The following is a 24,108-nucleotide window of genomic DNA, read 5'->3' as shown; positions in this document are numbered from 1 at the left end:
CCGGCTCCCACAGGGGAATGTATTGTCAGCAAGAATGCATTCCAATTGTGGGAGCCGGGCTTGCCCGCGATGAGGCCCACAAAAACACCACAAAACCCAAGCCGAAAAAAAGGCCGCGATCCAAAAGATCGCGGCCTTTTTGCCTTTCAATACAACCCGTCAGACTTCATCCAGCTCCGGCTCGTCCGCCTGCACATTCATCGTCGCCTTCACCACATCATGGCGACGGATGTACTTCCAGTCCGCCTCATCAATGTAGATCCCGTTCGGCCCGCTGCCGCCTTCCAGGTCGATCGCCACCTGGGCGGACACCTGCGGCTTCACACTGGCCAGGATCGGCACAAAGCCCAGTTGCAGGCTGGTTTCCAACAGCGCTGCCTGGTTCTTCTCATCGATGTCTGCCGCTTCATCCAGGTAGTACGGCAAGCGCACGCGACCGGCCTGGTCGCGGTCCATCAGGTGCAGCAACAAGTACATGTTGGTCAGCGCCTTGATGGTCATGGTGGTGCCGTTGGACGCAGCGCCGTCGATGTCGGTATGGATCACCGGCTGGCCGTGAACCTTGGTGATTTCGAACGCCAACTCGAACAAGTCCTTGAGGCCCAACTGGTTATGGTTGGCGGCCACCAGGCGAGCCAGGTATTCCTTGGCTTCTTCGTTCTTGTTGTCCTGTTCGGCGCTCTGGCTGAGGTCGAACACCGAGAGGGTCTCGCCTTCTTCATACTGACCGGCACTGTGAATGATCTGGTCGATATGCTTGAGCGCTTCCTTGTTCGGTGCCAGCACAATGCGGAAGCTTTGCAGGTTGGAGACCTGGCGCTTGTTGATCTCGCGGTTGAACAGCGCCAGCTGGTGTTCCAGGCTGTCGTAGTCGCTGCGGATATTGCGCAGGGTACGGGCGATATCGGTGACCGCTGCACGGCGCGCCTTGCCGAGGGTCAGCGCTTCGTCGGTACGGTGCGCATAGGCGTTGATCAGCAGTTGCAGGCGACGCTCGACATCATCCTCACTGTCGAACTTGGCCACGCCCTTGAGGCGCACTTGGGCGTACAGCGCTTCGATCTGGCCATCGGCGCGCAGCAAGCCCTGCCAGCTGTCCTGATAGTCATTGAGCAGCGGCAACAGGTTGTCCATGGAGTCGTCGACCGGGTCCATGAACGGCGTGCCGAACGGCAGGTCCGCCGGCAACAGCTGACGACGGCGCAACGCGTCATCCAGCGTGCGCTGCTTGGCTTCCATGTCGCCGATCTGGCGACCGACCAATTGCAGCTTGGCCGACAGTTGCTGGACGCGTTCGGTAAAGGCATCGCTGGAACGCTTCAACTCGTCCTGGGCCGCTTCCATCTGCGCCAGGTTTTCCAGTTTCTCGCCTTCTTCGGCGCTCAGGGTCTGGGTGCGGCGGAAGTCTTCCAGGGCCTTCTGGGCATCCAGTACCTGCTGGTACAGCGCTTCGGTCTGGGTCTTGCTTGCGGCGCGGTCAGAGGCCACGGCCTGCTGGGTTTTCAGTTGCTTGAGTTCTTTTTCCAGGCGCTCTTTCTGGTCACGCAACGCGGCGCGGTCCGCCAGGGCTTGCAGGGCCGGCGGCTCGATGTGCGAGATGTCGATGGACAGCCCCGGCACTTCAAAGCGCTCGCCCTTGAAGCCATCGAGGATCTGCTCCAGGGATTTGACCCACTGGCCGTCTTCGTCCAGCGTGATGCCATGTTCGCCCAGTGGCAGGCTGAACAACGAGCTATTGAACAGGCGCATCAGGCGCTCGACATCCTGTTGCGAGAACTCTTCACGCAGCTTGGCGTAGCTGTTGTTGTCCGCGTGATCGAGCTGTTGCTTGACCGACTTCAAGCGCTTTTCCAGGTCGCGCAGACGCTCTTCCAAGTCTTCGGCGCTGAACTGTCGCGACTGCGCCAAGGCGCCCGCCAGTTCATCGTGGGCGTCTTTGGCGGCGAGCAGTTGTTGCTCCAGCATCTTGACGTCATCCACCAGGGCAAAGCGGTGCTTGAGCACCGACAATTCGCCCAACCAACGCTGGATGCCGCTGATTTCCCGCTCCAGGCGCATCAGCTCCTGGGTGCCGCCGCGCTGGTCGTTCTGCAGCGCGTCCTGCTCGTTGCGGTAGTGTTCGGCCTGGATGGTCAGCTCTTCCTTGCGCGCACTGGCGTAGTCCGACCAGGTGCCCAGCAACGAGTCCAGCAGTGGCGACAGGCGATGCAGTTTGCCGCGCAGGGCGTCGCGCTGTTTCACGCCATTGGCCAAGGCTTCAACCAAGGGGCCGGCTGCCACCAGCGAGTTGTAGTCCTGCTCCATGCGTCGCACATCGCGGAAGGCTTCTTCACAGGCCGCGATGTAATCGACACTGCCCGAACGCAGGCTGTGTTCGAAGGCATCGAGGAACAGTTGCTTGAGCTTGGCCGCGGTGATTTCGCGCATGTGCAGCAGGTTGATAAACAGCGCGCGGAACGTCTTCAAGCTCTGCTCGCTGGTGGAACGCAGCGGAATCAGGGTCAGGTCCAGGGGGATCGACGTATGCCCGCCCACCAGCAAGCGCCGCAGCTCATCGGGCTTGAGTTCGTAGGCTTTCAGGCCCTCGCGCTCAAGGTTGGTGAACAGCTCTTTCTGGCGCAGGCAGGTGTCGTTTTTCTGGTAGTGGGCCAGGTCCAGCTTGCCGGCATAGGCAAAGAACTGGTGACCAAAGCCACCGCCCGGGCCGCGACCGACCACGCCGATGACGTGGGGGCCGTGGGGCAGAGAGACTTCTACCAGGATGTAGCTGGTGTCGGTGGCAAAGTAAAAGCGCCGCGATTGCTCCAGGGTGTACTTGCCGAAGCTCATGTCCGACATGCGTGCCAGGATCGGGAACTGCAAGGCGTTGATCGAGGCGGATTTACCCAGGTTGTTGGCGCCGTACACCGACAGCGGTTCTTCCAGCGGGAACAAACCCAGGCTGTAACCGGCGGTGTTCAATAGGGCGAAGCGGCGGATGCCGTAGCGTTCCTTACTCATGCGTCGGTCTCCTGTTCTTCGGCAATGGCACGGGCCAGGGCATCTTCTTCGCTTTCTTCAGTGAAGGCGCTCAGATCTAGCGGGTCGTCGGTCTTCAGCAGTTTTTCATCGCTGTCTTCGTCGATGATCACCGGCGCCGGCAGCGGTAATACGCTGTGCACGCTGGCGGCCAGGTCGCGGTCTTGCTGCACCGACAGGCACACATCCAGGAAGCGGTGCATCGGCGGCAGGAAGCGGTAGATACCGTTGTCTTCACTGGCAAAACCCAGTTGGGTCATGCGGCGCATGATTTTTTCTTCGAGTTCTTCCTGGGTTTGCACCTCGGCCTGGATAAACAGGTCGCGGTATTTCTCCAGCAGCGAAGGCAATTCATCGCGGCCCAGGCTGCCGCCGTCGAGCACGGCAATCGGGTCGCGACCCTGGTCGGCCAGGTGTTCGACGATGATGAAGGTGAACAGTGCCAGGCGCTGGGCGGTCTTGTTCACCTGTGCGGCGGCCACGGCAGTGTCCGGCACGAAGTAATAGAAGCCGCGGGTATCGCACACCAGCTCAAAACCCAGGGCCTTGAACAGCGTGCGGTACTGGTCCTGGAAGTTCGACAACTGCGCGTACAGCTCCGGGTCGCGACGACTGACGTGGTAACCCTTGAACAGCTCGCGAAAGATCGGCGCCAGCTGGGACAGTTCGGATAGATCAAGATGCATAAGGCGTGCTCGCAGAATTCTCGGTGGCATCGACGCCGGCCGGGAGCAGGGCGAAGGAGCGCAGGCTGACCTGGTGCTCGTGGGTGTGGTAATCGCGACGTTCCAGGCGCTCGCGCTTGAAGCGTTTTTCCCGGGACAGGCGCGAGAACCAGTACAGCAATTCATCGGTGGCGCCGTCCGGTTCCTGCTCCAGCAGCCAGGTCATCAGGTCGGGCATCGGCAGCGCGTCTTCGCAGCGCTCGAGCATTTCCTTGACCGTACGCGGTGCGCGCTGGGCTTCGCCTTTGTGGGACTTGTGCGCCTTGGGGAAACGCGCAGGTTTGGGTTCGAAATTGGCCAGGGCATACACATAGGCTTCGACCTGGCTGGCACTGCCCAGGAAGGTGCTTTGCGGCCGGGTGAACATCGGCATCGCCGCTTGCGGCACCGCATCCAGGCCTTTGCGGCGAATCGCCGACAGGGCCAGCGCCGCGCCGCGAGTCACGGCGTTATGCCGGCGTGCTTCTTCACGCAGCGGCAGCAGCAACTCCCGCGCATGGCGCAAGGTCAGCTGGGCGCTGGTTTGCATTTCGAGGATGCGCGCGTGGGTGCGCAGCAGCATGTCGTCATCCACCAGGTGGCCAAGACGCTGTTGCTCGGTGAGCATGCGCAGCAGCACGTTTTCCACCTTGCGTACGCCTTGCTCGAAGGCGCCGTCGGCGTTCACCAGCTGGATCATCGGCTCGACGTATTCGTCCCAGGTCGCCAATACTTCGGCGTAACGCTGGCGCAACGGGATCTGCCGGTCGCTGGTCTTGGCGCGGTCGGCCACGGCGGCGAGGGCTTGTTCATCGTTGGCGAGCTTTTTGAGCACATCGCGCACGCGCATATCCAACAGGCGCAGTTGCCGGGCCAGGTCGTGGCCGTCGCGGATGTCGAAGGCGTCCTGGATGTAACCGGCCAGGCGCTCTAGGTGGCGCAGGTAGGCTTCGATTTCCAGGCACAGGCCAAGCCGGTGCTCCTTGCGAAGATAGGCGAGGAAGTCGTGGATCTGCGCGTTGAGCTCGAAACGGTTCGGGCTCTTGGCGACAGGCACCAGGATATCCAGGCGAATCCATACGTCCAGCAGGCTGGTGATGTCCTGGGGCGTGCTGTCCAGTTGTTGGGCGGCCAACTGCGCGCGCAGCTCGGCCAGGCTCAGGGTGCCTTGGTCGAAGTGTTCGCACAGAGGCTCAAGTAAGGCCCAGTGTTCGGCGAGGGCGCGCAGGACGCGCTTGGGTTCGATCATGGGAATGGCCGGCTGGTTGGCGATTAAAAGTCGCGATTGTACTGCATCACGCGCGGGATTTATCCACAGCCGGTCAGTGCGCAGTGGGCGATTGTGGCTGAACAGCGGTAGAATCCCCGCTCTTTACTTATCCACAAGTGGCCGAGCTGTGCTTATCGAGTCCCGACGTCGCGCTTACTTGACCGCCATGCAGGTGGTCAACTGGCTGCCCCGCACCGAACTGCCGTTTGCCGCGCCGTCGCGGCCCGAGTTGTTGCAGGCGCTTGAGCCCTATGAGGCGTTCGAGTCGTCGGGAGAAGAGGCGGCCGCGCCTGTGGCGGTAGTCAAGCCTACCCCAGAGACGCGCCCGGCGGTCGAGCGGGCCAAGATCGAAGTGCCGCGCCCTGCGCCGGTGACCAAGGCTGCCAAGGTGATGGAGGAGGCTGCTCCCGTGGCCAAGGCGCCGGTGGTGCCGCCGCCACGCTTTGCCCTGCAATTGCTGCGGGCCGGACGTTGCCTGGTGCTGGTGGAACTGCCGACCGGCGAACTTTTCCAGTCCCGTGACCCGGCCTACCTGTTGCTCAAGGATATGCTGCGCGCCGCCGGCCTGCCCGACAGCCCGCAAATTGTCGGTGAGCCGGTGCGCTGGCCGCTGCTGGTGCGCGGTACCATGGACCAGGGGCCCGAGGCCGCGCGAGATTTCGTCCAAGGGTTTGTCTCGGCGCGCCTGGAAGACGAGCCCTGCGTGTGCCTGTGGCTGATCGGCCTGCCCGCCGTGCGCTTTGCCGGTGAAGCCAACGCCGAGGCCTGGTACCGCGAGCTGCAGGTTGAAGGCCTGGGTTCGGTGTGGGCCCTGCCGGGCCTGGAATTATTAATGGAAGAGCCACAGCGTAAGGCTGATGTCTGGCAAGCCATGCGCCGGCTGATGGCGCGCTGGAAAACAACTGATGAGTGAGGCTTTATCCTTCCGCCCGATGACCGAGGCCGACCTCGACGCCGTGCTGAAAATCGAATACGCAGCGTTCAGCCACCCCTGGACCCGCGGGATTTTCCTCGACGGGCTGGGCAAGTACCAGATCTGGCTGATGTTCGAAGGCGAGCAGCAAGTGGGGCATGGGGTGGTGCAGATCATCCTCGATGAAGCGCACTTGCTGAACATTACCGTGAAGCCGGAAAACCAGGGCCGGGGCCTGGGCCTGGCGCTGCTGGAACACTTGATGTCCCGTGCCTATGCGGCCAATGCCCGGGAATGTTTCCTGGAAGTGCGTGACAGCAATACCGGTGCGTTTCGGTTGTACGAGCGCTATGGCTTCAACGAAATTGGCCGTCGCCGGGATTACTACCCGGCAGTCGGTGGCCGCGAAGACGCGGTCGTGATGGCCTGCACCCTCGTCGACTGAACAACCGTGAGCTGTAGGAGCGAGCTTGCTCGCGAAAAACGTCAACGCTAACGCGTGCTTCCTGGATGAACGCGGCGCCTGTGGTTTTTTCGCGAGCAAGCTCGCGCCTACACCTACATAGGGTGATGATCGATCAGCGCTTGCGGTTCAGCGGGTCCAGATCAGCCAGTTCCGCCTCATCCAACCCATTCCCGCCACCAATGTCATTTTCTCCCACGACGCTCAAGTCGTAGTCGGCGGCATTGTCTTCGCCTTGCTCCTGCGCATCCCGCGCGCCATCCTCACGGATCAGCGTTTCCGGGCTCATATCGTCATCGGTAGCTTCATGATCATCCGTCGAAGCCCCGGTCAGCCCGGCCTCGCGCACCCGTTCGTCGGGCATCAAGTGGTCGCGTTCACGGCGCGGCAGCTCGTCGCCGATTTCTGCGGTCTGGTCGGGCTCGTCAAAATCCAGCTCGCGCATCTCACCCATGCGGTCTTCGTTGTCATCGATCGGTTCGGGCTGTGTTGCGCCGTAGGGACGTCGTGATTCAGTCATGGCCAATCCTCATACTGTGGGGCTTATAGTGTGTGGACAGGCATGGCCGCCAAAAAATTCAAGCTAATTAGCGCCTGGCGTGACCCGGACGAGGGCTTGTCAGTCACAAAACTGCGCATCATTCCTGAGGCTTCCCTGATGAACGAACTACAAGACCTGCTTGATAACAACGAACGCTGGGCGGACGCGATCAAACAGGAAGATCCTGAATTCTTCGCCAAGCTCGCCCGCCAGCAAACCCCGGAATACCTGTGGATCGGCTGTTCCGACGCCCGTGTACCGGCCAACGAGATCGTCGGCATGTTGCCCGGTGATCTGTTCGTGCACCGCAACGTCGCCAACGTGGTGCTGCACACCGACCTCAATTGCCTGTCGGTGATCCAGTACGCTGTGGATGTGCTCAAGGTCAAACACATCCTCGTCACCGGCCACTACGGCTGTGGTGGCGTGCGTGCGTCGATGCAGGACCGCCAGTTCGGCTTGATCGATGGCTGGCTGCGCACCATTCGCGACCTTTACTACGAAAACCGCGATGTGCTGGCCCAGTTGCCGACCGAAGAAGAGCGCGTGGACCGCATGTGCGAGCTCAACGTGATCCAGCAGGTGGCCAACGTCGGCCACACCAGCATTGTGCAAAATGCCTGGCACCGTGGGCAGAGCCTGTCGATCCATGGCTGCATCTATGGCATCAAGGACGGCCGCTGGAAGAGTTTGAACACCACCATCAGTGGTTTTGAGCAACTGCCGCCGCAGTACCGCCTGCGTCCGTTGGGCGAAGCCTAAGGTCGCTTGTGCTCGCGCCACCAGGCCATAAAGGCCTGGCCCTCGGCGTTCAGCGGCTCCTTGTTGCCGGTGATCCAGCCCCGGCAGTTCAGCTCGCCGCAATGGCAAGCGAACTGCCGGGCCAGCGTGTCTTCGGTGGTGGCGTAATCCAGGGTCAGCAGGCTGCCGGCGTGGATGGGTTGCACCGTCCATAGCTCCAGGTACGTGGTGTCCAGAAACACGTTCGGGTTGCAGGAGTGCTGTAACAGGCCGCAGAACCAGCAATCGTACAAGTGGATGCGGGGTGACAGTTGCAGTGTGTGCGGGCGACGTTCACTCACGGCATAACCGGAAACCTGGGCAATGCGCATGCGACTCTCGAAGGCCACGCGCGCCATGACCCTGGCTGCAACCCCTTCAGCCTCTTGCTTGACCTCAAAGTGCTCGGTCGAGGGGTAACCCTGTTCCACGAGCAGCGTCTTGAAGGGATAGAGGCAGTCATTCACAGCCGTTTTAGCCTTATCCATGGCTCGAGTTTTCATCACTCTCCTGAGCGGGGCTGCATGGACCTGCGGGTGTGACGGCCAGTCTTGCAGCAAATGGGCGCGGCCCCAGATTCGCCGAAGTGGGATCCTATTTCTACTGTCAAAGTTGACAGTAGAAACGGTTTTTCGCCTTAAAGCGCGGGGGCTGTGACCGTGGGCGCGGGGGCGGCATTTCTCAGCTGTTTCAACTGTGCCTTGATGGGCGCTGTGGCGCACTTGGCGTTGGCCTGCTCGGGCGTCAGCTGGCGCACCGAGGTGTAGAACAGCTCACACGTCTGCTCCTTGCGCGTGACCTGCCACGTATTCAGGCAGGCCTTGAGCAATACATTGGCATCGCTGGCGGGTTTCTGGCCCATACCGGCTTGCCAGCAGGCGGCGCTCAAGTCTTGGCCCATCACTTTCAAGCCGGCGTCGTCGGCCTTTTGTTCGTCACCGTCATAACTGTCGGGGCTGGCCGCGTACCAAATGTAGCTTGGGTGGTTGGCGCCCAATACCGCGACGGTTTTGCCGGGCTCCGGGCTGATCTGCGCCAGGTTCAGCACGCCCACGGTTTGCCCGTATTGTTGCTTGATCCAGTTACGCACCGGTGCGCCGAAGGCTACCATCGGCAATGCGCCGCCAGGGCGCAGGCTCAGTTCCTTGACCATGCGGGTCTGGTAGTCGGTGAAATACCCATAGACGGTTTCCAGATCTTTGCCGGCATTGGACGGCGCAGCGATGGGCGCGATATCGATGATGGTCTGGTACGCCGGCGTTTCCGTGGCCGGTACGCCGTTTTCGCTTAACAAGGTGGCCCAGCGGTCGGTGGTGGCCGATTCCAGGTAATCCTGGGCCTGGGTCAGCGAGTAATCTGGAGGGAAGTGCAACAGCTCGATGCTTTTGCGGTTTTCCAGGGCCATGCCCAGCGGCAGGAACAGGTACCAGTTGTAGGCCCATTTGCCGTCACTGTTGAGCTGGCGGGCACCTTGGTAAGCGAGATCGGCGGTATTGAGCAGCGTGGTCAGCGGCTGGCCGTAGCCCTCTGGCACGCCGCTGAAGTTCGCCGTGACCTGACCGTCGTGGGTCTTCACACTGACCTTGGCCCGGCTGTAACCGTCGCGTTGCAGGCTCTGGTTCAAATAGTGTTCGGCGGTCTGCTCCAGTGACCATGGCCGAAAGCAGATCACATTGCAGTTGTTGGGGTACGCGAACAACTGGGTGACGCGCTGCGTGCTGCCCAGTGGCACCTCGATGTCGGCCTGTACGACCGCACTCACCAGCAGTGCGACGAGGGTGAAGGACAGCCTGGTCGGTTTAAACATAAGTCGATTCCTTGTCAGCGAAACCCGTCTGCGCGGGATGAAAGCCCACCTGCACACAGTAGCGGCTGACCAGGAAACTCGCGTGTTAAATCGCCCGGCGTGTCGTTATTGGATAAGCCTCTACAGGCTGAACTGCAAGGCATTGCTCAGATCGCCCATGGGCTTCTGGCCGCGCGCGATCATCGCGTCATCGCGCTGCTTGAGGCCGTCCAGAGTCTCCAACTGGAACACTCGGGTGATCAAACGCAGGATCGATGCCGTGTCGTACACCGTATGGTCCACCGTGCCTTTGCGTGCAAACGGCGACACCACCAGCGCCGGCACCCGCGAGCCCGGGCCCCAGCGGTCACCCTGGGGCGGTGCCACGTGGTCCCACCAGCCGCCGTTTTCATCCACGGTCACCACCACCACCATGTTTTTCCACTGCGGGCTTTCTTGCAGCACCTTCAAGGCGCGGGCGATATGGCGGTCGCCCGAGGCCACATCGGCATAGCCGGCGTGCATGTTCAGGTTGCCCTGGGGTTTGTAGAAACTCACGGCAGGCAGCTTGCCGGCCTGGGCGTCGGCGAAGAACCGGTTGGTGCTCGACTCATCGCCCAAACCGCCGTCGCGCAGGCGCTTGGCACGTTCTGCAGGGTTTTGCGGCCCTTGCTGCTTGAAGTAATTGAACGGCTGGTGGTGGTACTGGAAATTCGGAATCTTGGGGATGCCGCCGGAGTCCTTGAACTGCTCCAGGGTGGCTTGCCACGCACCGGCGTACCAGGCCCAGTCGATGTTCTTTTTCGACAGCTTGTCGCCAATATGCTCGTGGGTTTGCGGCACCAGCACATTGGGCAGGTCGGGCTTGGAATAATCCGGGTTTTGCGGGTCGCGGATCCAGGTGGGCCAGTAGGGTGGGGCCAGGGTGTTTACGCCGTAACCATCGGGAGTCAGCGCGCTGGGGCCAAATTGTGGCGGGCCGGTCATGGCGCTGGCCGGGGAGGTGTCCAAGGGTTTGAGGCGCGTGTCGCTGGGGTCATCGCTTTGCAGCGTGGCGATCTGCGCTTTGGCCACCGACTGCGCGGCATTGGGATAAAACGGCGCGGTGGCGCTGATCAGGTACTGGTGGTTAAGGAACGAGCCACCAAACGCGCCCTGGAAGAAGTTATCGCACAGCACAAACTCCTTGGCCACGTCCCACAGGCGCAGGGCATAACGGCTCTGGGCGTAATGGCCCATCACCAGCCCACCGGAATCGCCCCAGGCGACAAAACCATCATTCTTGCCGCCGTTGATCTGCATCTGGTTCTGGTAGAACACGTGCCACAGGTCGCGAGTCACCAGGCTCAATGGCAGGTCTTCGCCCTGCGGGCCTTTGAGGGCGAAGGGTGCGTTGGGCAGGTTTTGCTGGAATTGCACTTCGCTGGGGTAAGTCACTCCGTCCACCGTTTGCGGGCCGACCTGCAACACACCGCCCCAGCTCGGTGGCAGGGCAGACAATACGCTGCCATCGCGGTCGCGCTGCTGGAAGTCCTTGGCGGTTAACGCCGATAGCGGTTTTTCCACTCCGGGGAAATCTGCGAACAGGTTGTTGAAGCTGCGGTTCTCGGCGTAAATCACCACCACGGTCTTCACCTGCTCGCGCAGCGCTTTGTCTAGTTCCTGGGGCGTGAGCGGCCGGGTCACGGGTGGGCTCGGTGCTTCGCTGGTATTGCCGCAGGCACTCAACGTCGCACCCACCCCCAACACCGCCGCACCACCGAGGAAGCGCCGACGGCTGGTGTCTACCGGCGTTTTGGGGGCGCTGTCGTGGGTAGGGTGGTCGTTGTGCTGGTCACTCATTGCGGGGGAGTCCTTAGCGAGATGTTGCAAGATATTTCGCAGGACGGTAGCAATGGAATGTGACGGAACAAAGACAGGCGGGTGATGGGCGGGGCGTGTCTACACGGCTCAAGCGCTGCTAGACTGCCCTTCTAATGCACATCACTGAGGTGAATCGTGAGACCTTCAACTGCACTTGATCTGCAACGAACGGCTGTACGAGAAGTGGTCGGGCGTTTCCGTATTTCCAATCCCAGAGTATTTGGGTCGGTACTGATGGGGACTGACCAAGAAGGCAGTGATCTTGATTTGCTGGTAGACGCGCCGCCGGGCACAACGCTCTTTGATCTCGGTGGGTTGCAGGTCGAGCTTGAGGACTTGCTCGGCGTTAATGTCGACCTGCTTACGCCTGGTGACTTGCCTTTGAAATTCCGCGATAAAGTGCTAGCGGAGGCCCGGCCAGTATGACGGAAAGTCGGCTAGGGGATTATCTGGAGCACATAAGGCAAGCTGCCACTGACGCGATCACTTTTGTAGAGGGCTTGAACAAAGAAGAGTTTTTGGAGGACCGGCGTACACAACAAGCTGTGGTCATGAGCCTGATTATCATTGGTGAAGCGTCGACGAAAATCATGGATCAGCATCCGGACTTCGCGGCACGCCATTCACATATTCCTTGGCGCAATATGCGAGCGATGCGCAACCGAATCGCTCATGGTTACTTCGATATCAACTTGGATGTTGTTTGGGACACGATACAGAGCGCATTACCTGATCTATTGGCACGCCTTCCTGTAAATCCTTGACCGCAGCTGTTCTACCAACAGTTGCGGTCAGCCGTTATTCAGGGCATCACAGGCGGCAAATACTTCAACGTCGTCCCCAACGCCCACAGCAAAAACAACACCAGCGGCGTGTGCACCAGCAACTGCACAAACGAAAACCCGATCAAATCCCGCGCCTTCAGCCCCAGCACACCCAGCAACGGCAACATATAAAACGGGTTGATCAAGTTCGGCAGCGCCTCGGCGGCGTTGTAGATCTGCACCGCCCAGCCCAGGTGGTATTGCAGGTCATTGGCCACTTGCATCACGTACGGCGCTTCGATGATCCACTTGCCGCCACCCGAGGGGATGAAGAAACCCAGCACCGCCGAATACACACCCATCAGCAGGGCGTAGGTGTCGTGGGAGGCGATGGAGGTGAAGAACGTCGAGATATGGTGCGCCAAGGTCTGGCCGTCGCCGCCCTTGACCACCGTCATCAGTGCGGCGATCGAACCGTACAGCGGAAATTGGATCAGCACGCCGGTGGTGGTCGGCACCGCACGGGCCACGGCATCGAGGAAGCTGCGCGGGCGCCAGTGCAGCAGCGCGCCAACCATGATGAACAGGAAGTTATAGGTGTTGAGCCCCGAGATGGCGCTGATCGCCGGCTTGGTCGAGAATTCATGGAGCAGCCAGCCGGCCGCCAGCAGCGCCAGCAGAATGGTCAGCAATGGGCTGTGTTCCAGCCATTCACCCGGGCGCGTCGGCGCTTGCGGCTTGGGCAGGTTGAAGGCCGGGTCAATGCCGCAGGCCTTGGCATCCCGGGCGCTGTTGGGGCCAGGTGCGGTGGCGTAGGCGATGATCAGCGACACCACGATCAGCGCCAGCAACAGCACACCGGATTGCCACAGGAAAATGGTCTCGGTAAACGGGATCATCCCGGTGATCGACAGGATCGACGGCGGCAAGCTGGCCGGGTTGGCCTGCAACTGCGCGGCCGACGACGACAGCCCCAGCGCCCAAACGGCCCCAAGGCCCAGGTACGCAGCAGCACCAGCGGCGCGGTAGTCCATACGCAAGTCCGTGCGCCGTGCCAATGCCCTTACCAGCAAACCGCCGAATACCAGGGACAGGCCCCAGTTAAGCAACGACGCCACCATGGAAATCAACGCCACCCAGGCCACGGCCGAACGGCCATTCTAGGGAATGCGCGCCAGGCGGTCGATCAACTTCACCGCGGGCGGTGAGCTGGCGACCACGTAACCGCCGATCACCACAAAGGCCATCTGCATGGTGAACGGGATCAGGCTCCAGAACCCATCGCCAAATGCCTTGGCCGCTTCGGCCGGTGCGGCGCCCATGCCCAGGGTCGCCACGGCGACGATGATCACGGCAAGGGCGGCAAACACCCAGGAGTCAGGAAACCAGCGCTCGGCGAAGTTGGAGCAACGCAGGGCAAATCGGGCATAGCGGCTGTCTTCGATAGCATCGGCCACGAGTCTTTCCTCTTGTAGTTATTATGGGGTTTGGCAGTTTTACGGCATGTTCCTCTAAGCCCATTGATTTGGGAATGTAGTTATCTTCAACGATCAATGAGTAAAACAAATATATCCGTCGCGATTGCCATCGATGGGCTCAGCTCATAACCTGCACGCCATTTTGTTTGTCTGCCGAGCCTGCACATGACTGCCACCTTTTCCCCACGGGCGCAGCGTTTTTCCCGCTCCGACTACAAAACCCTGGGCCTGGCCGCCCTCGGCGGCGCCCTGGAAATCTACGACTTCATTATCTTCGTGTTCTTTGCGCTGACCCTCAGCCAACTGTTCTTCCCCCCAGAAATGCCCGAGTGGCTGCGCCTGCTGCAAAGCTTCGGCATCTTCGTCACCGGCTACCTCGCCCGCCCACTGGGCGGCATCCTGATGGCGCATTTCGCCGACCACCTGGGGCGCAAGCGCGTCTTCAGCCTGAGCATCCTGATGATGGCCTTGCCCTGCCTGCTGATCGGCATCATGCCGACCTACGCGCAAATCGGCTATTTCGCCCCGCTGATCCTGCTGGCGCTGCGCGTGCTGCAAGGCGCAGCGGTGGGCGGCGAAGTGCCCAGCGCCTGGACCTTCGTCGCCGAGCACGCACCGCGTCATCATCGTGGCTACGCCTTGGGCTTTTTGCAGGCCGGCCTGACCTTCGGTTACCTGCTGGGGGCGCTGACCGCCACCTTGCTCGCGCAAGTCTTCACCCCGGCCGAAATCCTCGACTACGCCTGGCGCTTCCCCTTCCTGCTCGGCGGCGTATTCGGTGTGATCGGCGTATGGCTGCGCCGCTGGCTCAGCGAAACCCCGGTGTTCCTGGAAATGCAGGCGCGCCGCCAAGCCGCCGCCGAAATGCCCTTGCGCACCGTGCTGCGCGACCATCGCGCCGTGCTGCTGCCGGCGATGATCCTCACCTGTGTGCTGACGTCTGCCGTGGTAGTGCTGGTGGTCATCACCCCGACCATGATGCAGAAAACCTTCGGCATGAGCCCCAGCCACACCTTCGCCCTGAGCGCTTTGGGCATCGTCTTCCTGAATATCGGCTGCGTCCTCGCCGGCCTGCTGGTGGACCGCATCGGCGCATGGCGCGCGGTATTGGTCTACAGCCTGTTGCTGCCGGTGGGCATTGCCCTGCTGTACGCCAGCCTGATCGCCGGCGGCGTGTGGCTCGGCGCGGCGTACGCCGTGGCGGGCCTGAGCTGCGGCGTGGTGGGGGCGGTGCCGTCGGTGATGGTCGGGCTGTTTCCGGCGCAGGTACGGGTATCAGGCATTTCCTTCACCTACAACATTGCCTATGCGTTGTGGGCGAGCACCACTCCGTTGCTGCTGATCGCGCTGATGCCAACCAGCCCTTGGATCTGTGTAGGGTATTGCGTAGTGATGGGGGCGGTGGGGGTGGCGAGTGTGGCGCTGTTTGGCAAGCGCCACGCTATAGACGCTGTTACAAATGGCACCTGGGGCCATTAATTGACGGGTAGGTAGGTCGCTCCTATAGTCACGTCCATTCTTGACGAACACATTTACCCTATGTCCCAGACTGCCTATATCAACTCTGCAATCCTGTCCTGGTCTCGCCAGCGGGCGGGGCTGTCTCAAGAGCAGGTTGCTAAAGGCCTGATGGTCAAATTGGAAAAGCTGAAGGAGTGGGAGGATGGTCAGAGCCTTCCCTCTTTCAACCAGGCGCAAAAGTGGGCTGCACTTGTGCATGTGCCTTTTGGCTATCTCTTTCTCAGTACGCCCCCACCCGAGCAACTTCCTCTTCCCGACCTGCGGACCGTGGGTGGGGTTTTTCCAGACAAGCCAAGTTTGAACCTGATGGACACCGTAAGGGACGTGCTCCGTAAACAGGACTGGTACTTGGAATACCTGCAGGATCATGAGCGTTCTGCTCTGTCCTTCGTAGGAAGTTTCAGTATCCGTTCGCCAATAAAAGAAGTGGTTGCAGATATTCGGCGCGTACTTGGCGTGACGGATTCTTTTGCCCGAATGAGTTATGAAGACTATGTGAGGGCGCTGGTCAGCGGCGCGGAAGAGGCCGGGATTCTTGTAATGCGCAGTGGTGTTGCCTTAGGCAATACCCATCGGAAACTCGACGTCAGTGAATTCCGGGGATTTGCGATCAGCCATCCTATGGCTCCCGTGGTTTTCATCAATAGCGCGGACGCACCCACGGCACGTCTTTTTACATTGATGCATGAACTGGCGCATATCTGGATTGGTAGCACGGGGGTATCTGACGGCAGCAGCCAAGGCGCTCGTCAGGAAGAGGCCTTTTGTAATGCGGTGGCAGGGGAGTTTCTTGCGCCGGAGGATGATTTTCGGGCGCACTGGAATTCGGCTCTTCATTGGGAAGAAAACCTGGCGCCGTTGGCCGGACGCTTCCGTGTCAGCACATTGGTAATAGCCCGTCGTGCCCGTGATCTTGGCCACATCAGTAGTGAACAATACGGCGCTTACTACCGTCGGGTCCTGCAAGAGTATCGAGATAAAGGCGGCAGTGGCGGGGATTACTACCGCGTAGCGGCTATCAGGAACAGCACCCGGTTGAGCAAGGCTGTTCTTGCAGAAGCGCAGAGCGGGCGGATTTTGTTGCGAGATGCTGGGAAACTGCTGGGTGTGCAGCCGGCCAAGTTGAAGACTTACGGGATGAAGCTATCGGCATGAAGCATCTATTGGATTCGAATACGTTGATCGAGGCCAAAAATCGCTATTACGGTATGACGATTTGCCCAGGTTATTGGGCATGGATACTTCAGCAGCATCAAGCTTTGGAAATTGCCAGTATTGTCCCCGTCAGGGACGAGTTGGCTAAAGGCAATGACGAGTTGACCCAATGGGTGAAAGGTAATGCCAGCCTGTTTGAAGATTCGAATGATCAACGGACTCAAGCGGCCTATGGGAATATTGTCTCAAGAATTGCCCAGCAGGTACCGGTGATGAAAGTCGGTGCTTTAGAAGAGTTTCTTGAGGGCGCAGATGCTTGGTTGATAGCCAAGGCAATGGCTACAGGCGCCGTGGTTGTCACGCATGAAGTTTATAACCCTGACATCAAGCGTAAATTCACCATTCCCAATGTGTGCTCATTGTTTGACGTGCCTTTCATGAATACTTTTGAATTGCTCGGTAAACTCGACGCGCGCTTCGTCTTGCATCACTGATAATTGAGGGGAGGAAAGTCTCCCCTCGATATGACACTCAAGTCAAAAAGTGCCAAAGCACCAGGGTACCCACCAACCCCACCACCGAAACAATCGTCTGCAACACCGACCACACCCAAATCGTCTGTTTCAACTGCAAGCCAAAGTACTCACGCACCATCCAGAACCCGGCGTCGTTGACGTGGCAGAAGAACACCGAGCCGGCGCCGATGGCCAGGGCGACCAATGAGCTTTGCGTTGCCGCCAACCCGGCCATTAGCGCGCCGAGCATCGCACCCAGGGCAATGATGATCCCGGCTTCCCCCAGAATCGCCCCGGCGCCTTTGCTGAACGCCTTTGCCACTTCTTCCGGCGGCAGGCCGGCGCCGACCCCGGCGATAAAAGTGCCGATCAGAATCGACAGAAAGGGCGGCAGTTTGGTCGCGCTGATCAGCACAATGATGCTGGCGATGGCCAACAATACGCAGAGCATGAGGCGGGTGTCGTGAACCATCCACGCGGCAGTCGATAACTCCAAGACGGAACTCCTTATCGAGCAGGTTGGCTAATATGTTTCTTTTTGTTTCAGCCTGAAAAGCATACCTGATACAACGCCCCCAACGCGTGCATGGGCGATTTTGGTGCGCTTGAAGGTAACGACGCTCTGGCGCGCAGATGACAATTTTGCAAACCATGCCCGTGGATCTGCCCTATAGCTCTATGATCCGTCCCATCCCAACCCACGAGGACACTTCATGAGCGCAGGACACAGCCACGCCCAAGTACGCGCCGGCCACGAACGCAAGTTATGGATCGCCCTGGGGCTCACCGGCAGCTTCATGCTCGCCGAAGTGATCGGCGCCTTTGTCACCGGCAGCCTGGCGCTGTTGTCCGATGCGGCGCACATGATGACCGACGCCCTGGCCCTGGCAATTTCCCTGGTGGCGATTCAGGTCGCCAAGCGCCCGGCGGATCGCAAGCGCACCTTCGGTTATGCGCGGTTCGAGATCCTCGCAGCCGCCTTTAACGCATTACTGCTGTTCGCCGTGGCGTTCTACATCTTGTACGAGGCTTACCAACGGCTGCAGGCGCCCGCCGAGATCCAGTCCACCGGCATGCTGGTGATTGCGCTGCTGGGGCTGGTGGTCAACCTGATCTCCATGCGTCTGCTCAGCGCCGCCAGCGGCGAGAGCCTTAACGTCAAGGGCGCCTACCTGGAGGTCTGGAGCGACATGCTGGGCTCCGTCGGCGTGATCATTGCCGCGCTGGTGATCATGTTCACCGGTTGGGGTTGGGTCGATTCCGTGGTCGCGGCCGCCATTGGTTTTTGGGTGTTACCGCGCACTTGGACGTTGCTCAAGGCGAGCATGAATATCCTGCTGCAAGGTGTGCCGGAGGGTGTGAACATCGAGCAGGTGGAGCAGGGCATTCGCAGCGTGCCGGGGGTCAAGGACGTGCACGACCTGCACATCTGGGCCCTCACCAGTGGCAAGAACGTGCTGAGTACGCATCTGGTCGCGGATGCGTCCCAAGGCAGCGAGCAACAGATCCTCAGCCGCGTGACGGAGTTACTGCACGAACAATTCGATATTTTCCACGCCACGATCCAAGTGGAGGGCGAGGGATTCACGCACGACGAGCATGACGAGGTGCATGCCTGAGCCTGGCTAACGGATTTGTAATCTTTCGCCCACGGCCCTGATAAGTACCGAAAGCTACATTGCCCCCGCTGGGAAACCTCAGCGACTTCATGGGCGTGGAACTCTCGTTATGGCAATTTTTGTTAGAACACTGTTGGGGGCGGCGGCATTGGCCTTGTGGATATCCGCAAACGCCGCCCAGGCACAACCCCTCACCCTCGATGCAGCCTTGCAAACCGCCTTCGCCAACAACCCGGACCTGGCGGCCGCACAATGGGAAATCGACATCGCCCAGGGCGGTCGCCAACAGGCCGGCCTGATCCCCAACCCGGTGGCCTCCTGGGACGCCGAAGACACCCGCCGCAACAGCCGCACCACCAGCATCAAGCTCAGCCAGACCCTGGAACTGGGCGGCAAGCGCGGTGCACGTATCGAAGTGGCCAGCCGCGCCCAGGATGCCGCCGCGCTGACCCTGGAGCAGCGTCGCAACCAGTTGCGTGCCGAGGTCATCGACAGCTACTACGGCGCCTTGCGCGCCCAGGAACGCCTCGACCTGGCGCAACGCTCCATGACCCTTGCCGAACGCGGCCTGGTGGTCGCCAACGGGCGCGTCACCGCCGGGAAGTCATCACCCGTGGAGGCCACTCGCGCCCAGTTGCAGGTGTCGGAAATTCGCCTGGAATTGAACCGCGCCCAGATCGGCCTCACTGACGCCTACCGTCGCCTGGCCACCAGCACCGGCAGCGCCGCCACCGACTTCCAGGCCGTCGCTGCGCCAAGCACCTTGGTACCGGCGTTACCCGCCGCCGCGCCATTGCTGGCTCGTCTTGAACAGACTGCGGAACTGCGTCTGGCCGAACTCAATATTGTGCAGAACGAAGCCAGCGTGGGCCTGGAAAAAGCCCAGCGCATTCCGGACCTGGATGTGTCTATCGGCAGCCAATACGACGCCAGCGTGCGCGAACGGGTGAACCTGGTGGGCGTGTCGATGCCGATCCCGTTGTTCAACCGCAACCAGGGCAACATCCTCGCCGCTACTCGACGCGCCGACCAGGCCCGCGACCTGCGCAACGCCGCCGAGCTGCGCCTGCGCACCGAAACCCGCCAGGCCCTGGACCTGTGGCAAACGGCGAACACCGAAGTGCGCGCGTTCAACCAGCAGATCCTGCCCGCCGCACAAAGTGCGGTAGACAGCGCCACCCGTGGCTTCGAGATGGGCAAGTTCAACTTCCTCGACGTGCTCGACGCCCAGCGCACCTTGATCGCGGCCCGCACCCAATACCTTGCTGCCACCGCCCAGGCCACCGAGGCCTGGGTACGCATCGAACGCATTTACGGCGACCTCGCCCGCTTTTGATTTTTCCTGGAGTCTCCTGATGAACAAAAAACATGGCATGGCGCTCGCCGTCGCCCTGGGCCTGATGCTATCGGGCTTCGCCCACGCCGAGGAAGAAGAAGGCAAGCTCGAACTCACCGAGCAGCAGATTCAAGCCGCCGGCATCCAGTTGGCCCAGGCGCAACCGCGCGCCATCAGCACCGTGCTGACGCTGCCGGGCGAGGTGCGTTTTGATGAAGACCGTACCTCTCACATCGTGCCCCGTGCGGCGGGCGTGGTGGAGGCGGTGAAGGTCAACCTGGGCCAGTCGGTGAAGAAGGGCGAACTGTTGGCGGTGATCGCCAGCCAGCAGATTTCCGACCAGCGCAGCGAACTGGCCGCCAGCGAGCGCCGGGTCGAACTGGCGCGCACCACCTTCCAGCGCGAGCGTCAGTTGTGGCAGGACAAAATCTCTGCCGAACAGGATTACCTGCTGGCGCGCCAAACCCTGCAAGAAGCCGAAATCGCCCTGAACAATGCGCGGCAAAAGATGACCGCCCTCAGCGGCAGCGCGGTGCTGGCCGGCGGCAATCGTTATGAACTGCGTGCCCCGTTCGCCGGTGTGGTGGTGGAAAAACACCTGGGGGTGGGCGAGGTGGTCAGTGAAACCAGCAATGCGTTCACCCTCTCGGACCTGTCCCAGGTGTGGGTCACCTTCGGCGTATTTCCCAAGGACTTGAACAAGGTGCGCGTGGGCAAGCCGGTGAAAGTCAGCTCGACGGAAATGGGCACCGAAGTACTGGGCACCGTGGCCTATGTGGGCAACTTGCTCGGTGAGCAAACGCGCACCGCTACCGTGCGCGTGACGGTGCCCAACCCCGACGACGCCTGGCGCCCGGGCTTGTTCGTGGCCGTGCAAGTGGCCACCGATACCTACCAGGCCAAGGTGACCGTGCCGCAAACCGCGATCCAGACCGTCGAGGACAAACCCTCGGTGTTTGTGCGCACCGCGGACGGTTTTATCACCCGCCATCTTGAACTGGGCGTCAGTGAAAACGGCTACGTCGAAGTGCGCAAAGGCCTGGAGGCCGGCGCGCAGGTGGCGACGGCTGGCAGCTTCATCCTCAAGTCCGAACTGGGCAAAGGCTCGGCCGAACACGCCCATTGATCCTGCGAGTGATTCCCCATGTTTGAGCGCCTTATCCAATTCGCCATCGAGCAACGCATTGTCGTGCTGCTGGCGGTGCTGTTGATGGCCGGTGTCGGCATCGCCAGCTATCAGAAACTGCCCATCGACGCAGTGCCGGACATCACCAACGTGCAGGTGCAGATCAACTCGGCGGCGGCCGGTTTTTCGCCGCTGGAAACCGAGCAGCGCATCACCTTTCCCATCGAAACCGCCATGGCCGGCCTGCCGGGCCTGCAGCAGACGCGTTCGCTGTCGCGTTCCGGTTTGTCCCAGGTCACGGTGATTTTCAAGGACGGCACCGATCTGTTCTTTGCCCGCCAATTGGTCAACGAGCGCCTGCAAGTGGCCCGTGAGCAATTGCCCGACGGCATCGAAACCGCGATGGGGCCGATTTCCACCGGCCTTGGGGAAATTTTCCTGTGGACCGTCGAAGCCGAGGACGGTGTGCTCAAAGAGGACGGCACGCCCTACACCCCCACCGACTTGCGGGTGATCCAGGACTGGATCATTAAACCGCAATTGCGCAACGTGCCCGGCGTGGCCGAGATCAATACCATCGGCGGCTTCGCCAAGGAATACCAGATTGCGCCAGACCCCAAGCGCCTGGCCGCTTACAACCTGACGCTCAACGATCTGGTCACGGCGCTGGAGCGTAACAACGCCAACGTCGGCGCCGGCTATATCGAGCGCAGCGGCGAACAGTTGTTGATCCGCGCACCGGGCCAGGTGGCGTCTATCGACGACATCGCCAACATTGTCATCACCACCTCGGACGGCACGCCGATCCGCGTGCGCAATGTGGCCCAGGTCGACATTGGCCGCGAGCTGCGCACTGGCGCGGCCACCGAAAATGGCCGTGAAGTGGTGCTGGGCACGGTGTTCATGTTGATCGGTGAGAACAGCCGCAGCGTGTCCCAGGCGGTGGCGAAAAAGCTTGAGGAGATCAACCGCTCGCTGCCCGACGGTGTGGTGGCGGTCACTGTTTACGACCGCACCAACCTGGTGGAAAAAGCCATCGCCACCGTGAAGAAAAACCTCTTCGAAGGTGCGTTGCTGGTGGTGGCGGTGTTGTTCCTGTTTTTGGGCAACATCCGTGCGGCGCTGATCACGGCGATGGTGATTCCGCTGGCGATGCTGTTCACCTTCACCGGCATGTTCACCAACAAAGTCAGCGCCAACCTGATGAGCCTCGGTGCGCTGGACTTCGGCATTATCGTTGATGGCGCGGTGGTGATCGTCGAGAACGCCATCCGCCGGCTGGCCCATGCGCAGCACCGCCATGGTCGGTTGCTAACGCGCAGTGAGCGCCTGCACGAAGTGTTTGCCGCGGCCAAAGAGGCGCGACGCGCGTTGATCTTCGGGCAGTTGATCATCATGGTGGTGTACCTGCCGATCTTCGCCCTCACGGGTGTGGCCGGGAAGATGTTCCACCCCATGGCATTCACCGTGGTGATTGCCTTGCTCGGCGCGATGATTCTGTCGGTGACCTTCGTACCGGCGGCGATTGCGTTGTTCGTCACCGGCAAGGTCAAGGAAGAAGAAAACTTCGTCATGCGCAGTGCGCGCCGGGTGTATGACCCGGTGCTCAACTGGGTGATGGTGCGTCGGCCCCTGGTGTTCGGCCTGGCCGCACTGACTATCGTCGTCTCGGGCCTGGTTGCCAGCCGCATGGGCAGTGAATTTATCCCCAGCCTCAGCGAGGGCGACTTTGCCCAACAGGCGCTGCGTGTGCCCGGTACCAGCCTGACCCAATCGGTGCAGATGCAGCAGCAACTGGAAAAAACCTTGCTGGCCCAAGTGCCGGAAATCGAGCGGGTGTTTGCGCGCACCGGTACGGCGGAAATTGCCTCCGACCCGATGCCGCCGAATATTTCCGACAGCTACGTGATGCTCAAACCCAAGGACCAATGGCCAGACCCGAAGAAGTCCCGCGAGGCAATCATCGCCGATATCCAACGGGCCAGCGCGATTGTGCCGGGCAGCGTGTATGAGCTGTCGCAGCCGATCCAGTTGCGCTTCAACGAACTGATTTCCGGGGTGCGCAGCGACGTGGCGGTGAAGGTGTTCGGCGATGATATGGCGGTGCTCAACCAGACTGCCGGGGAAATCGCCGAGACCTTGCAGAAGCTCAACGGCGCCTCGGAAGTAAAGGTGGAACAGACCTCCGGCCTGCCGGTGCTGACCATCAATATCGACCGCGACAAGGCCGCTCGCTTTGGCCTGAATGTGGGCGATGTGCAGGACACCATCGCCGTCGCGGTCGGTGGGCGCCAGGCGGGTACGTTGTACGAGGGCGATCGGCGTTTTGACATGGTGGTGCGCTTGTCCGACACGTTGCGCACCGATATCGACGGATTGTCACGCCTGTTGATTCCGGTGCCGGCGCTGGCGAGTAGTACCTCGGGGCAGTTGGGCTTTATCGCCTTGTCCCAGGTTGCCAGCCTTGACCTGGTGCTGGGCCCCAATCAGATCAGCCGCGAGAACGGCAAACGCCTGGTGATCGTCAGCGCCAACGTGCGGGGGCGCGATATCGGCTCGTTTGTCGAAGAGGCCGAGGCCGCCATCGCCACCCAGGTGAAAGTCCCCGCCGGTTACTGGACCACTTGGGGCGGTCAGTTCGAACAGTTGAAGGAGGCTTCTGACCGCTTGCGCATCGTGGTGCCGGTGGCGTTGCTGCTGGTGTTCGGGTTGCTGTTCATGATGTTCAACAACCTCAAGGATGGGCTGCTGGTGTTTACCGGCATCCCCTTCGCGCTCACCGGCGGGATCATGGCGCTGTGGCTGCGCGATATCCCGTTGTCGATTTCGGCGGGGGTGGGCTTTATCGCCTTGTCAGGTGTGGCGGTGCTCAACGGCCTGGTGATGATTGCCTTCATCCGAAACCTGCGCGAGGAAGGCCGCTCGTTATCGGTGGCGATCCACGAAGGCGCGTTGACGCGCCTGCGCCCGGTGTTGATGACTGCGCTGGTGGCGTCCCTAGGGTTTATCCCCATGGCACTCGCCACCGGCACCGGCGCTGAAGTACAACGCCCGTTGGCGACGGTGGTGATTGGCGGGATTATTTCCTCGACCTTGCTGACATTACTGGTGCTGCCGGCGTTGTACCAATGGGCTCATCGCCGCGATGAAGAGGCCGCCTGATACTTTGAGAACGCCGCAAAATAAAGGCTTGCCCTAATACCTGTAGGAGCGAGCTTGCTCGCGAAAAACTCATAGGCGCCGCGTTTATTCAGGA

Annotated in this window: 20 protein-coding genes and 1 pseudogene; 12 read left to right on the top strand and 9 right to left on the bottom strand. The window is 60.9% G+C overall.

Annotated features, from left to right (window positions below; all coding sequences use genetic code 11):
- Window positions 1-159: 159 nt before the first annotated feature.
- The 3 genes from mksF to mksB are packed head-to-tail and all read right to left on the bottom strand — an operon-like array spanning window position 160 to window position 4,971.
- Window positions 160-3,000 carry an Mks condensin complex protein MksF gene (gene mksF / locus CRN80_RS04945; protein ID WP_032893715.1) on the bottom strand — a complete coding sequence of 947 codons (2,841 nt, stop codon included), beginning with the start codon at window positions 2,998-3,000 and terminating at the stop codon, window positions 160-162.
- Complete coding sequence (mksE, locus tag CRN80_RS04940; protein WP_003188281.1) at window positions 2,997-3,704, bottom strand: Mks condensin complex protein MksE; 708 nt, start codon at window positions 3,702-3,704, stop codon at window positions 2,997-2,999. The genes mksF and mksE overlap by 4 nt, the downstream gene beginning before the upstream one ends.
- Entirely contained in the window at window positions 3,694-4,971 is a 1,278-nt protein-coding gene (gene mksB, locus CRN80_RS04935) for an Mks condensin complex protein MksB (RefSeq protein WP_032893713.1), read from the bottom strand. Before mksB ends, mksE begins: the two co-directional genes overlap by 11 nt.
- Window positions 4,972-5,158: 187 nt before the next feature.
- On the opposite strand from mksB, the gene CRN80_RS04930 reads away from it, so the two are divergent.
- Together CRN80_RS04930 and rimI are read left to right on the top strand one after the other, a co-directional pair.
- Window positions 5,159-5,905 (top strand): energy transducer TonB, encoded by a 747-nt coding sequence (locus CRN80_RS04930; RefSeq protein WP_098949654.1) that lies wholly within the window; start codon window positions 5,159-5,161, stop codon window positions 5,903-5,905.
- The gene (gene rimI / locus CRN80_RS04925) at window positions 5,898-6,350 is read left to right on the top strand and encodes a ribosomal protein S18-alanine N-acetyltransferase (protein ID WP_003188286.1); all 453 of its coding nucleotides are present in this window, start codon (window positions 5,898-5,900) and stop codon (window positions 6,348-6,350) included. Before CRN80_RS04930 ends, rimI begins: the two co-directional genes overlap by 8 nt.
- Before the next feature lie 133 nt (window positions 6,351-6,483).
- Here rimI and CRN80_RS04920 read toward each other — a convergent pair whose 3' ends face one another.
- Entirely contained in the window at window positions 6,484-6,888 is a 405-nt protein-coding gene (locus CRN80_RS04920) for a hypothetical protein (RefSeq protein WP_047712514.1), read from the bottom strand.
- A gap of 138 nt (window positions 6,889-7,026) precedes the next feature.
- Here CRN80_RS04920 and can point away from each other — a divergent pair, with 138 nt between their 5' ends.
- Complete coding sequence (gene can, locus CRN80_RS04915; protein WP_003188288.1) at window positions 7,027-7,671, top strand: carbonate dehydratase; 645 nt, start codon at window positions 7,027-7,029, stop codon at window positions 7,669-7,671.
- Here can and CRN80_RS04910 read toward each other — a convergent pair.
- The 3 genes from CRN80_RS04910 to acpA all read right to left on the bottom strand — a co-directional run bounded on the left by CRN80_RS04910 (window position 7,668) and on the right by acpA (window position 11,317).
- The gene (locus CRN80_RS04910; RefSeq protein ID WP_098949653.1) at window positions 7,668-8,192 is read right to left on the bottom strand and encodes an SET domain-containing protein-lysine N-methyltransferase; all 525 of its coding nucleotides are present in this window, start codon (window positions 8,190-8,192) and stop codon (window positions 7,668-7,670) included. The two genes, can and CRN80_RS04910, sit on opposite strands and share 4 nt — an antisense overlap.
- Before the next feature lie 134 nt (window positions 8,193-8,326).
- Window positions 8,327-9,496: a hypothetical protein gene (locus CRN80_RS04905; protein ID WP_098949652.1), complete on the bottom strand. Its 1,170-nt coding sequence runs from the start codon at window positions 9,494-9,496 to the stop codon at window positions 8,327-8,329.
- A gap of 120 nt (window positions 9,497-9,616) precedes the next feature.
- Window positions 9,617-11,317 carry an acid phosphatase gene (acpA, locus tag CRN80_RS04900; protein ID WP_098949651.1) on the bottom strand — a complete coding sequence of 567 codons (1,701 nt, stop codon included), beginning with the start codon at window positions 11,315-11,317 and terminating at the stop codon, window positions 9,617-9,619.
- Between the two features lie 156 nt (window positions 11,318-11,473).
- Between acpA and CRN80_RS04895 the strand changes: the two genes are divergently transcribed.
- Both CRN80_RS04895 and CRN80_RS04890 read left to right on the top strand, forming a co-directional pair.
- Entirely contained in the window at window positions 11,474-11,764 is a 291-nt protein-coding gene (locus CRN80_RS04895) for a nucleotidyltransferase family protein (RefSeq protein WP_032893707.1), read from the top strand.
- Window positions 11,761-12,102, top strand: a complete 342-nt coding sequence (locus CRN80_RS04890; RefSeq protein WP_032893706.1) for a DUF86 domain-containing protein — start codon at window positions 11,761-11,763, stop codon at window positions 12,100-12,102. The genes CRN80_RS04895 and CRN80_RS04890 overlap by 4 nt, the downstream gene beginning before the upstream one ends.
- 38 nt (window positions 12,103-12,140) lie before the next feature.
- Here the strand turns inward: CRN80_RS04890 and CRN80_RS04885 are convergent.
- Window positions 12,141-13,559, bottom strand: a pseudogene (locus CRN80_RS04885) (short-chain fatty acid transporter).
- Window positions 13,560-13,745: 186 nt separating this feature from the next.
- Here CRN80_RS04885 and CRN80_RS04880 point away from each other — a divergent pair.
- Genes CRN80_RS04880 through CRN80_RS04870 form a run of 3 tightly spaced genes read left to right on the top strand, consistent with a single transcriptional unit; the run spans window position 13,746 to window position 16,750 of the window.
- Window positions 13,746-15,059, top strand: a complete 1,314-nt coding sequence (locus tag CRN80_RS04880; protein ID WP_044271261.1) for an MFS transporter — start codon at window positions 13,746-13,748, stop codon at window positions 15,057-15,059.
- 60 nt (window positions 15,060-15,119) lie between these two features.
- A complete protein-coding gene (locus CRN80_RS04875; RefSeq protein WP_098949650.1) occupies window positions 15,120-16,256 on the top strand; it encodes an XRE family transcriptional regulator in 1,137 nt (378 codons plus the stop codon).
- Window positions 16,253-16,750, top strand: a complete 498-nt coding sequence (locus tag CRN80_RS04870) for a DUF4411 family protein (RefSeq protein WP_098949649.1) — start codon at window positions 16,253-16,255, stop codon at window positions 16,748-16,750. The genes CRN80_RS04875 and CRN80_RS04870 overlap by 4 nt, the downstream gene beginning before the upstream one ends.
- A gap of 37 nt (window positions 16,751-16,787) precedes the next feature.
- On the opposite strand, the gene CRN80_RS04865 is transcribed toward CRN80_RS04870, so the two are convergent.
- Window positions 16,788-17,267 (bottom strand): hypothetical protein, encoded by a 480-nt coding sequence (locus CRN80_RS04865; protein ID WP_098949648.1) that lies wholly within the window; start codon window positions 17,265-17,267, stop codon window positions 16,788-16,790.
- Window positions 17,268-17,484: 217 nt separating this feature from the next.
- On the opposite strand from CRN80_RS04865, the gene CRN80_RS04860 reads away from it, so the two are divergent.
- From CRN80_RS04860 to CRN80_RS04845, 4 genes are all read left to right on the top strand, one after another.
- On the top strand, window positions 17,485-18,390 hold the full coding sequence (locus CRN80_RS04860; protein WP_098949647.1) for a cation diffusion facilitator family transporter: 906 nt from the start codon (window positions 17,485-17,487) through the stop codon (window positions 18,388-18,390).
- 109 nt (window positions 18,391-18,499) lie between these two features.
- Window positions 18,500-19,726, top strand: coding sequence for a TolC family protein (locus tag CRN80_RS04855; protein ID WP_098949646.1), 1,227 nt, complete (start codon window positions 18,500-18,502; stop codon window positions 19,724-19,726).
- A 19-nt stretch (window positions 19,727-19,745) separates the two neighbouring features.
- Window positions 19,746-20,852: an efflux RND transporter periplasmic adaptor subunit gene (locus CRN80_RS04850; protein WP_098949645.1), complete on the top strand. Its 1,107-nt coding sequence runs from the start codon at window positions 19,746-19,748 to the stop codon at window positions 20,850-20,852.
- 18 nt (window positions 20,853-20,870) lie between these two features.
- Window positions 20,871-24,014 carry a CusA/CzcA family heavy metal efflux RND transporter gene (locus tag CRN80_RS04845; protein WP_098949644.1) on the top strand — a complete coding sequence of 1,048 codons (3,144 nt, stop codon included), beginning with the start codon at window positions 20,871-20,873 and terminating at the stop codon, window positions 24,012-24,014.
- Window positions 24,015-24,108: the final 94 nt, after the last annotated feature.

Origin of the sequence: Pseudomonas sp. FDAARGOS_380, from assembly GCF_002591235.1 — a bacterium.
In the GTDB taxonomy this organism is placed as follows: Bacteria; Pseudomonadota; Gammaproteobacteria; order Pseudomonadales; family Pseudomonadaceae; genus Aquipseudomonas; species Aquipseudomonas salmasensis.
The sequence above is the reverse complement of the archived record's forward strand: the minus strand, read 5'-3'. Positions and strand labels throughout refer to the sequence as shown.